The 15,179-nt window shown below is 73.9% G+C and carries 14 protein-coding genes; 4 read left to right on the forward strand and 10 right to left on the reverse strand.

All coding sequences use genetic code 11. The annotated features are described in order from the left end of the window. Positions 1-11 precede the first annotated feature (11 nt). Entirely contained in the window at positions 12-1,163 is a 1,152-nt protein-coding gene (locus IPM45_11500) for an acyl-CoA dehydrogenase family protein (GenBank protein MBK9180165.1), read from the reverse strand. 93 nt (positions 1,164-1,256) lie between these two features. Here IPM45_11500 and IPM45_11505 point away from each other — a divergent pair, with 93 nt between their 5' ends. After that, the gene (locus tag IPM45_11505) at positions 1,257-3,896 is read left to right on the forward strand and encodes a glucosidase (GenBank protein ID MBK9180166.1); all 2,640 of its coding nucleotides are present in this window, start codon (positions 1,257-1,259) and stop codon (positions 3,894-3,896) included. On the opposite strand, the gene IPM45_11510 is transcribed toward IPM45_11505, so the two are convergent. Genes IPM45_11510 through IPM45_11520 form a run of 3 tightly spaced genes read right to left on the reverse strand, consistent with a single transcriptional unit; the run spans position 3,865 to position 6,178 of the window. Next, the gene (locus IPM45_11510) at positions 3,865-5,010 is read right to left on the reverse strand and encodes an HTTM domain-containing protein (GenBank protein MBK9180167.1); all 1,146 of its coding nucleotides are present in this window, start codon (positions 5,008-5,010) and stop codon (positions 3,865-3,867) included. The two genes, IPM45_11505 and IPM45_11510, sit on opposite strands and share 32 nt — an antisense overlap. Then, positions 5,007-5,516, reverse strand: a complete 510-nt coding sequence (locus tag IPM45_11515; protein MBK9180168.1) for a hypothetical protein — start codon at positions 5,514-5,516, stop codon at positions 5,007-5,009. The genes IPM45_11510 and IPM45_11515 overlap by 4 nt, the downstream gene beginning before the upstream one ends. Next, entirely contained in the window at positions 5,513-6,178 is a 666-nt protein-coding gene (locus tag IPM45_11520; protein ID MBK9180169.1) for a TMEM165/GDT1 family protein, read from the reverse strand. Before IPM45_11520 ends, IPM45_11515 begins: the two co-directional genes overlap by 4 nt. On the opposite strand from IPM45_11520, the gene IPM45_11525 reads away from it, so the two are divergent. After that, positions 6,177-6,680 carry a DUF983 domain-containing protein gene (locus IPM45_11525; GenBank protein ID MBK9180170.1) on the forward strand — a complete coding sequence of 168 codons (504 nt, stop codon included), beginning with the start codon at positions 6,177-6,179 and terminating at the stop codon, positions 6,678-6,680. The genes IPM45_11520 and IPM45_11525 overlap by 2 nt on opposite strands. Here the strand turns inward: IPM45_11525 and IPM45_11530 are convergent. Continuing rightward, positions 6,677-9,058 carry a flippase-like domain-containing protein gene (locus tag IPM45_11530; GenBank protein MBK9180171.1) on the reverse strand — a complete coding sequence of 794 codons (2,382 nt, stop codon included), beginning with the start codon at positions 9,056-9,058 and terminating at the stop codon, positions 6,677-6,679. The two genes, IPM45_11525 and IPM45_11530, sit on opposite strands and share 4 nt — an antisense overlap. 107 nt (positions 9,059-9,165) lie before the next feature. On the opposite strand from IPM45_11530, the gene IPM45_11535 reads away from it, so the two are divergent. Continuing rightward, positions 9,166-9,969 (forward strand): Bax inhibitor-1/YccA family protein, encoded by an 804-nt coding sequence (locus tag IPM45_11535; protein MBK9180172.1) that lies wholly within the window; start codon positions 9,166-9,168, stop codon positions 9,967-9,969. Positions 9,970-10,079: 110 nt separating this feature from the next. On the opposite strand, the gene IPM45_11540 is transcribed toward IPM45_11535, so the two are convergent. From IPM45_11540 to IPM45_11555, 4 genes are read right to left on the reverse strand one after another with little or no spacing between them, the layout of a single operon-like run. Further along, positions 10,080-10,571, reverse strand: coding sequence for a DUF4262 domain-containing protein (locus IPM45_11540; GenBank protein ID MBK9180173.1), 492 nt, complete (start codon positions 10,569-10,571; stop codon positions 10,080-10,082). 4 nt (positions 10,572-10,575) lie between these two features. After that, the gene (locus IPM45_11545) at positions 10,576-11,385 is read right to left on the reverse strand and encodes a thioesterase family protein (protein ID MBK9180174.1); all 810 of its coding nucleotides are present in this window, start codon (positions 11,383-11,385) and stop codon (positions 10,576-10,578) included. An 8-nt stretch (positions 11,386-11,393) separates the two neighbouring features. Beyond that, entirely contained in the window at positions 11,394-12,443 is a 1,050-nt protein-coding gene (locus tag IPM45_11550; GenBank protein MBK9180175.1) for an aldo/keto reductase, read from the reverse strand. A gap of 59 nt (positions 12,444-12,502) precedes the next feature. Further along, positions 12,503-13,042, reverse strand: a complete 540-nt coding sequence (locus IPM45_11555) for an SPOR domain-containing protein (protein MBK9180176.1) — start codon at positions 13,040-13,042, stop codon at positions 12,503-12,505. A gap of 39 nt (positions 13,043-13,081) precedes the next feature. Between IPM45_11555 and ppk2 the strand changes: the two genes are divergently transcribed. Then, positions 13,082-14,041 carry a polyphosphate kinase 2 gene (gene ppk2 / locus IPM45_11560; protein MBK9180177.1) on the forward strand — a complete coding sequence of 320 codons (960 nt, stop codon included), beginning with the start codon at positions 13,082-13,084 and terminating at the stop codon, positions 14,039-14,041. A gap of 13 nt (positions 14,042-14,054) precedes the next feature. Here ppk2 and IPM45_11565 read toward each other — a convergent pair whose 3' ends face one another. After that, a complete protein-coding gene (locus tag IPM45_11565) occupies positions 14,055-15,128 on the reverse strand; it encodes a TIGR03857 family LLM class F420-dependent oxidoreductase (protein MBK9180178.1) in 1,074 nt (357 codons plus the stop codon). Positions 15,129-15,179: the final 51 nt, after the last annotated feature.

Here is a 15,179-nt window from a genome sequence, read left to right on the forward strand (position 1 = left end):
ACCGCCCGGGATCAGCCGCCGCCGAACCCCTCCAGCCGGGCCAGGGTGCGCAGCATCACCTCGTCGGCACCGCCGCCGATCGACGTGAGGCGGCTGTCGCGGAAGTAGCGTGCCGTCCACGTCTCCTCCATGTACCCGACGCCGCCGTGGTACTGCAGGCACGTGTCGGCGACCTCGCGCAGCAGCCGGCCGGCCTTCAGCTTGGCGATGGTGGCGAAGCGGGTCGTGTCCTCGCCGCGCAGGTAGGCGTCGGCGCAGGCGTAGTTGTAGTGGCGGAGGACGTCGACCTCGGCGACCAGCTCGGCCAGCCGGAACTGGAGGTGCTGGTTCTCGGCCAGCGGCTTGCCGAACACCCGGCGCTGGTGCACGTAGTCCTTGGTGCGCTCGATCGCCCGGCTCATCGACCCGATGGCCAGGTAGTTGGCGATCATCCGCTCGTTCTGGAACTGCTGCATCTGCTGCTGGAAGCCGCGGCCGACCTCGCCGATGGTGTTGGCCACCGGGACGCGGCAGCCGACGAAGGACAGCTCGGCGGTGTCCGACGAGCGGTTGCCCAGCTTGTCGAGCCTGCGGCTCACCGTGAAGCCCGGCGTGTCGGTGGGGAACACGATCTGGCTCATGCCCCGGTGGCCGCCCTCGCCCGAGGTGCGCACCAGGAGGCAGAGCCAGTCGGCCTGCGTGCCGTTGGTGATGTAGAGCTTGGTGCCGTCGATCACCCACTCGTCGCCGTCGCGGCTGGCGCGCGTGCGCAGCCCGGCCACGTCGGATCCGGCGTCGGGCTCGGTGACGGCGATGGAGCACACCATCTCGCCCCTGATCGCCGGGGTCAGGTAGCGCTCCTTCAGCTCGTGGCTGCCGAAGCGGGCGAGCGACGGGGTGGCCATGTCGGTCTGGACCGAGATGGCCATGGGCACCCCCGCGCAGCCGGCCCGCCCGAGCTCCTCGCCCAGGATCACCGTGAAGAGGTGGTCGGCACCCTGGCCGCCGTAGGCGGGGTCGTACTCCAGCCCCAGCAGGCCGAGCGCGCCCAGCTTCGGGAACAGCTCGTGGGCGCGGAAGACCCCCGCCGCCTCCCAGGCGTCGACGTGGGGGTCGATCTCGCGGGCCACGACCTCGCGGACGGTGGCACGGAACAGCTCGTGCTCAGGGGTGAACGCCGGCATGGCCGCCATGCTCGCGCGGCCGGGCGGCGGCCGGAGCGGCCCGCCGGTCGGCCGTGGCAACCTGGCGCGGTGAGCAGCGTCGAGCGCCAGCGGGTGCAGGGGTTCGGGCGGCCGGAGGATGCCCTCGGCGAGGCGACGCCCTGGTACCTGTGGGGTCCCTACCTCAGCGAGCGGGCCTGGGGCACCGTGCGCGAGGACTACAGCGCCGACGGCGACGCGTGGAGCTCCTTCCCGCACGACCATTCCCGGTCGCGGGCCTACCGCTGGGGCGAGGACGGGCTGGCCGGCGTGTGCGACGTGTTCCAGCGCCTCTGCTTCGCCTTCGCCTTCTGGAACGGCCGCGACCCCATCCTGAAGGAGCGGGTCTTCGGCCTCACCGGCCCGCAGGGCAACCACGGCGAGGATGCCAAGGAGTACTGGTGGTACCTCGACGCCGTGCCCAGCCACGCCTGGCTCCGCTGGCGCTACCACTACCCGCAGCGTCCGTTCCCGTACGACGACCTCGTCGCCGAGAACGCCCGCCGGGGCCGCCACGAGCCCGAGTACGAGCTGCTCGACACCGGCGCCTTCGACGACGACCGGTACTGGATCGTCGAGGTCGAGTACGCCAAGGCCGACCCCACCGACCTGTGCGTGCGGGTGCGCGTCACCAACGCCGGGCCCGACGCCGACACGCTCCACGTGCTGCCCTCGCTGTGGTTCCGCAACACGTGGACGTGGGAGCCGGGCGCCCCCCGCCCGTCGGTGCGATGCGACGGCGACGCCGTCGTGGCCCATCACCCCGAGCTCGGCCGGTACGCGCTGCGGGGCGGGCCCGGCCCCGACGGCGCCGTGCCCACGCCGCTGTTCTGCGACAACGAGACGAACGTGCCTCGCCTGTTCGGAGGGCCCGCCGTCGCCCGGTTCCCCAAGGACGGGATCAACGATCACGTGGTGTCCGGCGCGGCCACGGTGAACCCGGCCCGGGAGGGCACCAAGGCGGCCCTCTGGTACCAGGTGCCGGTGGAGGCGGGAGGCACCGTCGAGCTGCGGCTCCGCCTGGGCGCGCTCGCCGCCGACGGGGTGGCGCCCAGCGGCGGCCTGGGCAAGGGGTTCTCGAAGGTCCTCGACCAGCGTCGGGCCGAGGCCGACGAGTTCTACGCCGAGCTCACGCCCCTCGACGCGTCCGACGACGAGGGCATGGTGATGCGCCAGGCCTTCGCCGGGATGATCTGGGGGAAGCAGTACTACGGCTACGACGTCAGCCGGTGGCTCGACGGCGATCCGGGCCAGCCCCCGCCGCCCGCCAGCCGCCTCACGGGCCGCAACGCCCGCTGGCGCAACGTCGAGGCGGCCGACGTGCTGTCGATGCCCGATCCGTGGGAGTACCCGTGGTTCGCGGCCTGGGATCTGGCGTTCCACGCGGTGGTGTTCGCGCACATCGACCCGGCCTTCGCGAAGTACCAGCTGCTGGTGATGGTGCGGGAGTGGTTCCAGCACCCCGACGGCGCGCTGCCCGCCTACGAGTGGAGCTTCGACGACGTCAACCCGCCGGTGCACGCCTGGGCGGCGTTCAAGGTGTTCATGATCGACGGCGGTCGGGACACCGACTTCCTCGAGCGGGTGTTCCACAAGCTGCTGCTCAACTTCACGTGGTGGGTCAACAGGGAGGACGCCGACGGCTCGAACCTGTTCGAGGGCGGCTTCCTCGGTCTCGACAACATCGGGCCGATCGACCGGTCGCACATCCCGGCGGGCGAGCAGCTCGAGCAGAGCGACGCCACCTCCTGGATGGCGTACTACTGCCTCTCCATGCTGGCCATCGCCATCACCCTCGCCCGGCACGACCCGGCGTACGCCGACATCGCCGTGAAGTTCCTGGAGCACTTCGCGTCGGTGGCGGGGGCGATGAACGACCAGGGCATGTGGGACGACGAGGCGGGCCTCTACTTCGACCAGCTCCGGCTGGAGGACGGGACCACGCGGACCGTCGAGGTTCACTCCATCGTGGGGCTCCTGCCGCTCCTGCCCGCGGTGGGCCTCCCTCCGGAGCTGGTGGGGAAGGTCGACGTGCTCGGCAAGCGGTTCAACCGCCTCCTCCGGCGCGAGCGGCGCACGTACGAGCAGCTCGTCGACAGCGACGAGCTGCAGCTCGGCCCGGACGGCACGGCTCGCCTGCTGCTCGGTGTCGTGCACCCCGACCGGCTCCGCTCCCTGCTCGCCCACGCCTTCGACGAGCGCACGTTCCTCTCCGACCACGGCGTCCGGTCGCTGTCGCGCTGGCACCTCGAGCACCCCTACACGCTCCATCTCCCCCACGGCGACGCCACCATCGACTACGAGCCGGCCGAGTCGACCACCGACATGTTCGGTGGCAACTCGAACTGGCGGGGACCGGTGTGGTTCCCGCTCAACGCCCTGCTCGTCGACGCCCTGCACCGCTACGGCGCCCACTTCGGCGAACGCTTCACCGTGGAGCTGCCGACCGGCTCCGGGCACGAGGTGGATCTGCTCGCGGCCGCCGACGACCTCCGCCGCCGGTTGATCTCGGTCTTCCTGCGCGGCCCCGACGGCCGCCGGCCGGTGTTCGGCGGCACCGAGCGGTTCCAGGTCGACCCGGCCTGGCGCGACAACCTGCTCTTCTTCGAGTACTTCCACGGCGACGACGCCGCCGGGCTGGGCGCCTCCCACCAGACCGGCTGGACCGGCCTGGTGGCCCACCTCATCGCCGAGCGGCGCGACCGGCGCTCCTGAGCCGCCCGAGGGCGATGAGGGGCGCGACCAGCCAGAACGTGACCGGGAGGCGGCTCAGGGCCAGCAGCGCAGCGGCTCGGCCCTCGAGCACGGTGCCGTCGCGGTCGACGAGGGTGACGGGTGGGTCGCCCGGTGCGGCCGGCCGCAGGTCGAACCGGGCGAGCCAGTCGAGGGCCCGGACGGTCTGCCCCAGCACGTGCGCGGCGCGGGGTGCCGAGGGGCCCTGGGCGAGCAGGAGGGTGCGGTCGCGCGTGCGGGGCACGGCCCAGATCACCAGCGCCGCCAGGGCGGCCATGCTGAACACCTGGACGTGGGCGCTGATCTCGATCGACAGGTGGAACGCCACGGCGACCCAGACGGCCGCCAGGCGGGTCCGCCTCCCCCACAGCCCGAGGCCGATGAACAGCTCGGTCAGCACGATGACCTTGGCCGCACCGGTGTGGAACGACCGGTCCGCCAGCAGGTCGGTCGCCCAGCCGACGGGGCTGGCGGCCACCTGGTCCTGCACCCTCACCACCCGGAGCCACGTGACGCGCCCGCCCCACCAGTCGGGGTCGAGCAGCTTGCTGCCGCCGGAGGCCAGGTACACCAGGGACACCTCGGCTCGCAGCAGGTAGAGCGGCCAGAGGGGTGCCAGGTCGGTGGGGGGGCGGCCGGCCCGTCCGGCCCGCCAGGCGTCGATCGACAGCGCCCGGCCGCTCGGGGCGATCGTCACCCCCAGCAGCAGCACGAGCAGGAACGCCCGGTTGTGGTGGAAGTGGGTCGTCGACAGGAACAGGTTGTAGGCGACCACGCCGGTGGTCACGACGGCCGCCAGGCGGGTCAGCAGGCCGACGGTCAGGGCCACCGCCGCCGCGGCGGCCGCCCAGAGCAGGGCCGCGTACAGCCAGCGGGGCGGGGCCGGGTACCAGGCCCAGTACGGCGACCAGAACTGGGTGTCGTACGACCGGCCCCCGGCGACCAGCCGGAGGAACGGGTCGAGGTGGACGAGGACCACCGGGCCGAGGGCGATCCGCAGCAGGGCGACGGCCCGGATGCTCCCGACGTCGTCCACGTGGGCGTCGAGGCGCCGCAGCCGGCCCACGCCTCCCGGCCGGCGCTCGACGGCGGTCACGGGGCCGCCCCGGGTCCGGTGCCCTCGGTCGACGACGCCGGGCCGCCGCCCGGGCGGCGGCTGCGGAGGACGACGACCTCCTCGTCGTGGCCGTTCCGGGAGACCCGGACCGTCGCCTCGTACGAGACGGTCTCGGTGTCGGCGGGCGTGGAGGCCGCCACCCAGTCGAGCGCGCGCTGCAGGTCGTCGAGCACGCTGTCGAGGCCGTTGTCGGCGTGTCGCTCGCCCCGGGGCGTGCCCAGGCTGCCGTCGGTGACGAGGTCGCTCCACCTGTACCCGGCCCACGACTCCTCGACCGGCACGCGTCGGCCGTCGGCCGTCACCCGCACGACGTCGGCCTGCCAGGTGCTCGCCTCGGGGAACATCCGGAACGCGAACACGTGGTGGGGACCGCCGCCGGCGAGGATCACCGCGACCTGGACGGTGAGCACGCCGACGATCACGGCGCGCGCCGCGATCCGCCGCCAGGGCGGCCGGTCGGCGGTGGGCGGCCGGGCCGTGGTCACGCGCCGATCGCCTGGACCAGCGTGACGACGGCCAGCAACGCGAAGACGGCCGCGGCCACGAGTCGGATGGTGCGCACCGGCAGCACCCGCACCAGGGCGGAGCCGGCCAGGGTCGCCAGCGCCGCGATGAGCCACAGCGCGGCCAGCGCCCCGACGGCCACGCCCAACGGGTCGCCGGTGCTGGCGGCCAGGCTGGCCGTCGCCAGCTGGGTGAGGTCTCCCCACTCGGCCAGGAACACCAGACCGAACGACGCACCCCACACCGCCCAGAAGCCGGTCGCCGTGGCGGTGGGGTCGACCTCTCCGTCCTCCCGCTCGGCGCCCTCGCGCACGAGGAGGACCGCCCCCACCGCGAAGATCCCCGCCACGACCAGCTCGACCGGGCGCTCGGGCAGCAGCGACAGCAGGCGCCCGGCGGTCACGGCCACGGCGACGTGGACGGCGAAGGCGGCGGCGACGCCCGCCCACACCGCGAGCGGACGGCGGAACCGGGTCGTCAGCAGCAGCGTGGCCACCATCGTCTTGTCCGGGAACTCGGCCGGGAACACGGCGACGAACGCCTTGACCGCGTCGGCGACCTGCACGCCGGGAGTGTCGCCCGCCCCGGCCGCGGCCGCCAGCCCGGCGATGCGGGGCCCTCGGGAGCGCGAGCATGCCCGCATGAGGCCCGAGCGCCGGCGCTACGGCGAGGCGCCCCCCGACCGCAGGATCCTGGTGGCGATGCTGTGGCGGGGCGCCCGCCGCCGGTGCCCGCGGTGCGGGCGCCGGGGGCTGTTCGAGCGCTGGCTCGTGCTGCGGCCCACGTGCCCGGGGTGCGGCCTGCGGTTCCGCCGCGAGCAGGGGTTCGGGCTGGGCGGCGTCACGTTCACGATCGTGTTCACCTGCCTGACCTTCGGGGCCCTCCTGCTGGCCGTCGCCGCGGCGACGGCACCGGAGGTGCCGGTGGTCCCGTTGCTCGCCGTCTGCTCGGTCATCGCCGTGGTCGAGCCCCTCGTGACCTACCCGTCGTGGACGCTCGTCTGGGCGGCCGTCGACCTGGCCATGCGGCCCCTCGGGTTCGAGGAGCTGGCCGCGGCCGACATCGAGCTGCTCACCGGCGAGGCCGAGACGGGCCGCCCGGGCGAGCCCGGTGCGGGCGGCCGCCCCGGTCCGCCGGCGGGCTAGATCTCGCCCGCCCTCTCCATGGCGTGGAAGGCCCCCCACGCGGGGAGCGTGGGCAGCCAGTAGGTGGCGAGGCGGAACACGAGCACCGCCGACAGCGCGACCGCCGAGTCCATCCCCGCAGCCGAGAGACCCGCGGCCAGGGCCGCCTCGACCGCCCCCACGTTGCCCGGGGTGGGGGCCACGCCGGCGATCGTCGTGCCCCCGAGGTACACCACCGCGACCCTGCTGAAGGAGACCCCGCCGCCGAAGGCCTCCACCGTGAGGAAGAGGGCGGCGATGTTGGCCAGGTACATGCCGATCGAGCCGCCGACGACCAGCACCACCTTGGAGGGCGAGGTGAGCACGGCCTGGAGGTTGCGGAGCGCGTGGCGGACCGAGCGGAGGAGGGGCTCCACCACCTTGGCCCGGCCCCAGCCGGTGCCGAACAGCACGACCCAGCCGACGGCCAGCAGCAGCACGACGCCGCCCAGGGCCCAGACGACGCCGGAGACGTCGAAGCCGCCGAGGCTGCCGAACCCGGTGAGCACGACGAACACCACGAGCAGCACGGTCTTCACCAGGCCGGTGGCGCCCGAGTTGAGGCCGACGGCCGATGCCGCGGCAGCCGCCTCGATGCCGCGCTTCTGCAGGAACCGGATCCGCAGCGCCATGCCGCCCACGTTGGCCGGCGTGACCCGGTTCACGAAGGCCGACGCCAGCTGGGCCTCCAGTGCCGGCCACACCGGGAGGCGGGCATCGACGGTGCCCATGAAGACGAAGGCGCTGGAGAGGTAGCTCGCCCCGGCCAGCACCAGCACGAAGGGCAGGAAGCCCCAGGTGGCGTCCTCGAGGGCCTCGATGCTCGCGGGCACGTCGCCGAGCTGGGGGAGCAGGATGTAGAACATCGCCACCAGCAGCCCGGTCATGAGCAGGCTCCGCCCGCTCACGCGCTGGAGCTTCTCGGGCTCCACGGCCTCGACGCCGGTGGCGGCCGACGCCTTCTCGGTCACCTCGGCCAGCAGGCCCTTCCGGCGGCGGAGGCCGCGGGCGGTGGCCGTGCTGAGCGCCGGGGGCTGCAGGAAGGGGAGGGCGGCGGCCACCGGCTCGGTGCCGAGCACCTCCACCGCCGCCGCCACGGCGCGGGCCGCGCCCACCACCAGGGCGGTCGAGCAGAGCAGCTCGGCCACGTCGATGGCCAGCCGGCGCTCCGACGCGCCCACCTCGGCGAAGCCGAAGCCGATGAGCCACGGCTGGTCGGCCTGGTCGAGGATGACGTTCGCGAGTCGCAGGTCGCGGTGGGCGACGCGACCCCCGTGGATGATCGCGACCTGCTCCCAGACGGCGTGGAGGGCGGCGTCGGCGAGGCGCTCGGGCGGGGCCTCGTCGAGGTTCTCCCCGCTGACGGCGTCCTGGGCGAGCAGGGTGGACCCCTGCCCCACCGATGCCAGCAGCCGGGGTGACGGGGTGCGGGCCCCGAGCCGCTCGGCGAAGAGCCCGCAGAGCGTCTCGTGCTCGATGGCCCGCTTCGCCGTCGGGAACGGGGCCTCGTCCTCGATGCCGCGGAAGCGCAGGTAGCGGTAGAGCTTGTCCAGCAGGTCGGCGTCGCGCTGGTCGCGACCGAGGACCTTCACGAACAGCCGCTCGCCGCCGGCGAGCGACGCGAAGAACGGCGCCGGGGCCCGGCCGCGCACCGGGGCCAGGCGCAGCTCGACCACGTCGAGGCCGTTGGCGCGCAGCGCCTCCCGCACCACCTCCGGCGACTCGCCGCGGGGCCGGGGTGAGCCGAACGCGACGAGGGTGGCCGACCCGATGGTCCAGGCCGCGGCCAGCGCGGTGAAGATGTCGAGCGGGAGCTCGGTGCCGCTCAGCAGCCGGCTGATCACGGCCAGCACGACCAGAGCCCAGAAGGCGCGGCGCCACGGCCGGGTGATCCACGGCGACGCGGCCGTGACTGCGGCGACGGTGGCCGCGACGACGATGCTGCGGGGGAAGTCGGGGGCCAGGACGGCCGAGCGGTCGAGGGCCCCCTGGCCGACGGCCACCGCCTCGCCCGGGCGGCCGAGCAGCGAGTGGAGCCCGAACAGGATGGCGGTGGTGGCGGTGGCCGCGACCAGGGCCATCACGGCGGCGCGCCAGTGCCGGTAGCGGATGATCCCGATGACCACGGCGACCGGCGCGGACAGCAGGGCCACCTGCACGATGGCCAGCACGATGCGGACGAGGGGCTCGGGGAAGCCGGTGAGGAGCCGGTAGAGGTCGCTCTCCAGCCCGGCGATCGCGTCCCTGGTGAGGGCCAGGCCGAGGACCCCCGTGCCGGTGAGCATCAGACCCAGCACCACGCGCACGGAGTCGCCGGGGTGGCGCTCGTAGCGGGCGGGCGCCGCGGGGGTGTCGTCCATGTCGGGAGGCATCGTCGCGCCCCGGGGCGTGGCGGTGCCGCCTCCGAGGCCCGGAAGCGGCCGCGGCGCACCTAGCATCAGGGGGTCCGCAGCCGAGGAGGCACGTGATGTCCAACCCCGTCCTGACGAGGGGCTTCAGCGAGGAAGACCTCCGGCCGGGCTTCGCCGCGGCAGACACCGCCGCAGCCAGCACCGGGTGGGGTGCGGCCGGTGTCGGAGCGCCGGCCACCGAGGCCCGGGTGATGACGTACGGCAACACGATGCTCGCCGTCGGCGTGTGCTTCGTGCTGCTCCTCGTGGGCGGCGGGATCGGCTGGGCCCTCACCAGCACCGGCCCGGCCGGCCAGGTCGAGATCCCCGGCTGGATCATCTTCCCGCTGTTCGCCGCACTCGGCCTGGTGCTGTGGGGGAGCTTCCGGCCGCGGGCGGCGCGCATCGCCGCACCGCTGTACGCGATCACCGAGGGCGTCGTGCTCGGTGCCGTCTCGAAGGCCTTCGAGGCCCAGTGGGACGGCATCGTGCTGCAGGCCGTGATGGCCACCGCGTCGGTGTTCCTCGTCGTGCTCGCCATCTACGCGCTGCGCATCGTGCGGGTGACGAACCGCTTCATCATGGGGGTGGTCGCGGCCACCGCGGGGCTGATGCTGATGTACCTGGTCGCGTTCGTCCTCAGCCTGTTCGGGGTCGACCTCAGCTTCGTCTACGGGAGCGGCCCCGGCGCCATCATCTTCAGCGTCATCGCCGTGGTCATCGCGTCGCTGAACCTGATGATCGACTTCGCCATCGTCGAGCGGGGGGTGGAGGGCCGGGCCCCGGCGTACATGGAGTGGTTCGCCGCCCTCGGGCTCATGGTGACCGTCGTGTGGCTCTACCTGGAGATGCTGCGGCTCATCGCCCGCCTCCGCCAGTAGCCGTCGGGCCGGGGGCCCCGGGCTCGGCCGTTCTGTGCACCGGATCCGTCGGAGACCGCCGACCTCTGCCGTGCAGAGAACGCGAGCCGACCCGCTGTCGGCCGACCGAGCTACTCGGCTCGCACGCCGATCACGGGCTGGGCCAGGCTGAGGCGCCGGTCGAAGCCCGGCTCCCAGGGGAGCCAGCCGTTGCGGTCGGGCCACACGAACTGCAGCACCCGGTAGCCCTGGTCCCGGTACCAGAGCGATGCCCCATCGAAGAGGTGGCCCCGCACCTCCACGTCGACCGGGAGGAGCGCCGAGCGCAGGTCGTTGTCGAGCAGGCCCACGAACTCGTCGTCGACGGGGAGGCCGCCGCCCCCGGCGAGGTGCGCGCCGATCATGCGCAGCAGGCCGCTCGCGGCCACCGGGGTCAGCCCGAAGATCACCACCTCCGGGTGGCCGAAGGTGGTCTCGAAGCCCACCGTATACGTGTAGCCGGGCTGCGGGGGGTCGTCGTCGGGGCGGGCGAGCACCGGCTCGATGGCGAAGCCGTTGGTCTCGACCATCCACGCGATCTTGTCCCGGAGGCCGAGGTGCCGGTCGGGGAAGGGGTCGCTCATGGGCTCACCCTACGGGGAGCAGGACGGCCAGCTGGCGGGAGTGGGCGAGCAGCACGCCGTCGGGGCTCCACACCTCGCCGTCCTCCTCGATGAAGCCGCCGGCGGCCACCTGCGAGCGGAACACGGTGAGGCAGAAGTCGTCGTCGGCCATGCCGGGGTGGGGGAGCGCGGTGCGGAAGTGCACCGTGAGGTCGACCGTGGGCACGGCCATGGGCTCGCTGAAGCGGGAGAAGACGGGTGGCATCCACGCGTCGGTGAGGGCCGTGACCACCGGCGCGTCGACCGGCCGGGGCTCGACCAGGCGGATCCACCCGCCGGCGACGGCCTGGGGCGCGCCCGAGAACGGTGGGTGGCCGACCGCCCAGCGCGACTCGTACCGGTCGCGCATCGGCACCGTGCCCGCCGGGAGGCGGAGCGGCTCGGCCCGGTCGAGGGGCACGGCGTCGGGCATGGCGATGTCGGAGAAGGTCGGGCCGGGCATCGGGATCGCGAACGCGGCCACGGCCGTGGCGAGCAGCCGGTCGTCCTGGCTCAGCCGGCCCGACACGAAGGTGAGGGAGCGGCCCTGGCGCTCGATGGCGGTCTCGACGCGCACCGGGCCCTCGCGGGGCGGGGCCAGGTAGTGCACGGTGAGCGAGCGCGGGCTGCGGTCGGGGTCGTCGACGGCCCCGGCCAGGGCCTGCAGCACCAGGGCAGCGACGTAGCCGCCGTTCGGGCCGCGCTCGATCCACCAGCCCCGGTCGATGCGCCCCTCGAAGACGCCGTCGCCACGCGAGCGGACGTCGGTGTCGCGGTCGAAGCGAGTGGCCGGCATCACCGGGCTCAGCGGTGGCGTCGCCGGAGCGAGGCGTCGCGCAGGTGGGGCGGCTCCCACATGGCCTCGCCGGGCTGCACCGTGGAGCCCGGGGGCACCAGCTCGTCGATGCGGTCGAGCACCGCCGGTGGGAGGCGGTGATCGTCGGCGCCGAGCAGGCGTTCGAGCTGGTCCATGGTGCGGGGGCCGATGATCGCCGACGTGACGGCGGGGTGCTCCAGCACCCAGGCCAGGGCCAGGTGGGCCAGCGGCAGGCCGCACTCGTCGGCCAGCAGCTGGAGGTGCTCGACCAGGTCGAGCTTGCGCTGGTTGTGGGGGTCGGAGAGGTCGAAGCGGCCGGGCTGGACGGCGGCCCGACCCTCGGTGCGCTGCTCCATGCCGTGGCGGTACGCGCCCGACAACCAGCCGCCGTTCAGGGGGCTCCACACGATGGCGCCCATGCCGTAGCGGTGCACCGCCGGGAGCAGGTCGCGCTCCACCCAGCGCACGAGGATGGAGTACGGGGGCTGCTCGCACTGGAAGCGCTCGCGGTGGCGCTCGTCGGCGATCCACTGGGCCTCGACGATCTGGTCGGCCGGGAAGGTCGAGGAGCCGAAGGCCCGGATCTTCCCCTGGTGGAGCAGGTCGGAGAGCGCGCCGAGGGTCTCGTCGATCTCGGTGGAAGGGTCGGGCCGGTGGATCTGGTAGAGGTCGATCCAGTCGGTGTCGAGCCGGCGCAGGCTGTCCTCGCAGGCCCGGACGATGTGGCGGCGGCTGTTGCCGTGGGTGTTGGGAGCCGGGTGCGGGGCGAAGGGCCCGGTCGCCACGGGGAAGTGGCACTTGGTGGCCAGGATGACGTCGTCGCGCCGGGCCCTGATCGCCTTGCCGGTGATCACCTCGCTCTCGCCGGCCGAGTACACGTCGGCGGTGTCGACGAAGTTGATGCCCGCGTCGAGGGCCCGGTCGATGATGCGGGCGCAGTCGTCGTGGTCGGGGTTCCCCCAGGGGCCGAACATCATGCTGCCCAGGCAGAGCGTGGACACCTTCATGCCGGTGCGGCCGAGCGTGCGGTAGGGCATGGGGCACCGTACCCGGGTGGCCGCTGCTCGGCCGCGCCCGAAGGTGCGGTCGTCGCGGCTCAGGTGGCGGGTCGGGCCCGGGCCTCGATCCCGGCGTCGCCCAGCGCGGTCACCAGGTCCTGGGCCTCGGCCAGGGTGAGGCCGCTGCGGATCACCGGGTAGGGCGGCCCGCCCGCGTCGACCATCGCGAAGCCCTCGAAGCCGTCGGCCTGCAGCCGCTCGACCTGGCGCTCGGCGTTGGCCCGCTCGTTGAACACCCCGGCGACCACCTCGGCCGGCGCGGTGCCGGGCCCCGGGGCCACCGTCGTCGAGGGGGCCGGGGCGGTGGTCGTCGTGGTCGTCGTCGCAGTCGTGGCGGTGGTGGACGTGCTCGTGGTGGTCGGTGGGCGGGCGGTGGCGGTGCTGCTGGCCGGCGAGGAGGTGGCCGCCGTCGTCGTCGTCGGGAACGACGTGGAGACCGTTGTCGTGGCGGCGGGGCGGTCCGTCTCGCCCCCGGCGCCGGTGAGGAGCAGCACCGCCACCGCGGCACCCAGCGCGAGCACGGCCCCGAGGAGCACCCACACGATCGGGCTGGTCGGGCTGCGGTGCGGCGGGGCCACGCCGACGGAGTCTCGCGGACGCATCGCCGGTGCCCGGCGATGCTGCGCGGCCCGTCGGGCCGGGACGCGCCGCCGCCTTCACCGTGCGCCCCCCGCTCGCTCGCCCCGGCAGGGGATGATGGGCCCATGGCCGAGCACGACAAGCATCACAAGGACCACGAGCACGGTGGCGGCAAGCCGGGCCCGAGCTGGGAGGAGGAGCCGATCCGCGACGAGAGGGACCTCCCCGTGCCGCCCAAGATGGCGACCAAGGACTACGAGGCCGAGCTCCTCCGGCTGCAGATCGAGCTGGTGAAGGCCCAGCGTTGGGTGATCGGCACGGGCCAGCGCGTGGTTCTCGTGTTCGAGGGCCGCGACACCGCGGGCAAGGGCGGCACGATCCAGCGGTTCATGGAGCACCTGAACCCGCGGTTCGCCCGCCACGTCGCCCTCCCGACGCCCAACGAGACCGAGAAGGGCCAGTGGTACTTCCAGCGCTACGTGGCCCAGCTGCCCACCGCGGGCGAGCTCGCGCTCTTCGACCGCTCCTGGTACAACCGGGCCGGCGTCGAGCGGGTGATGGGCTTCTGCACCCCCGAGCAGTACATCCGGTTCCTCCGGCAGGCTCCCGAGTTCGAGGAGTGGCTGGTCGACGACGGCGTCCGGCTGTTCAAGCTGTGGCTCGCCATCAACAGGGGCGAGCAGAAGCGGCGCCTCGAGGCCCGCAAGGACGATCCGCTGAAGACCTGGAAGCTCAGCCCCATGGACGCTCAGGCGACGCAGCGCTTCGACGCCTACACACAGGCCCGCCAGGCCATGTTCGCGGCCACCGACACCGCGGTGGCGCCGTGGACGGTGGTCAACGCCAACAACAAGAAGCGGGCCCGGCTCAACGTCATCCGCCACGTGCTGTCGGCCCTTCCGTACGAGGGGAAGGACACCTCGGTGGTGCAGCCGCCGGACCCGACGATCGTGGCCCCGGCACGCGAGGTGTTCGAGCCGATGACCTGGCAGGGCTGACGTCCGGGCCGGGTCAGCGGCCGGGGTTCGCCGAGCGGCCGGCGAAGCGGCCGGCGGGCCTGACCTCGCGGTACGCGGCCACCACCGTGGCCAGCTGGGCCGGGCTGGCACCGTGGAGGATGACGCCGTCGGCGCCGGCCGCCAGCTGGTCGAGCACCCGCTGGGCGCACACCTCGGCCGGGCCCACGGCCGCCGGCAGCCACTCGTCGGGGACGAGCGTGGCGATGTGCTCGAGCTGGTCGACGGTGGCCACCGCGTCGATGGCGCCGGGCACGGCCCGCACGACGTCGTCGGCCCGGAAGCGGGCCAGCACGGCCGGGTCCCAGCCGTTGACGGCCACCAGGGCGTCGCCGTACACCTGCAGGTAGGTGGCCATGCGGCCCACCAGGCCGCGGAGCCGCTCCTCCTCGGAGCGGTCGCACAGGGTGGCCAGCACGGCCCACACCAGGACCCGTCCGGGGTCGCGGCCGGCCTCCTCCTCGCCGAGGCGCACCTGGTGCACGCAGCGGGCCAGGGCCTCGTCGGTGAAGAAGGTGTGCAGGATCACCCCGTCGGCCACCCGCCCGGCCCAGCGCATCGTCTGCGGCCCGAGGGCGGCGATCATCACGGGGATGTCGAGGTCGAACGCAGGGTCGAGTCGCAGGAAGGGGTAGCGCCCCGCCGGCCCGTCGTGGCCGAGGATCGTCTCGCCGCGCCACAGCCGCCGGTAGAGGCCGATGGCGTCCTCCATGCCCGCCATGGTGATCCGGGGCACGCCGATGGCGTCGAGGAGCGGGGTGATGCCCCGCCCGAGGCCGAGGGCGAAGCGACCGCCGGTGAGGGCGTGCATCGTGCTGGCCCACGAGGCCGTCACGATGGGGTGCCGGGTGGGGTGGTTCGTCACCCCGGTGGCGAGGCCCAGCGTGGTCGACACCGCCGCGGCCGCCCCGGTGAGCGAGGCCGCCTCCTTCACGTTGAACCGCTCCGAGATGAAGCACGAGCCGAGCCCCAGGGCCTCGGCCTCGCGCACCTCGTCGAGCAGCGCGACGGGCGAGTCGACGTGCCCGGCGAGGCCGTAGAAGCCCAGCTCCACCAGCGGATCGGTCATGGGGTGCACCTCCGGGGGTGGCGCCCGAGCAGCGCCACCTTTCGCATCACT

Source organism: Acidimicrobiales bacterium (assembly GCA_016716005.1).
In the GTDB taxonomy this organism is placed as follows: Bacteria; Actinomycetota; Acidimicrobiia; order Acidimicrobiales; family JADJXE01; genus JADJXE01.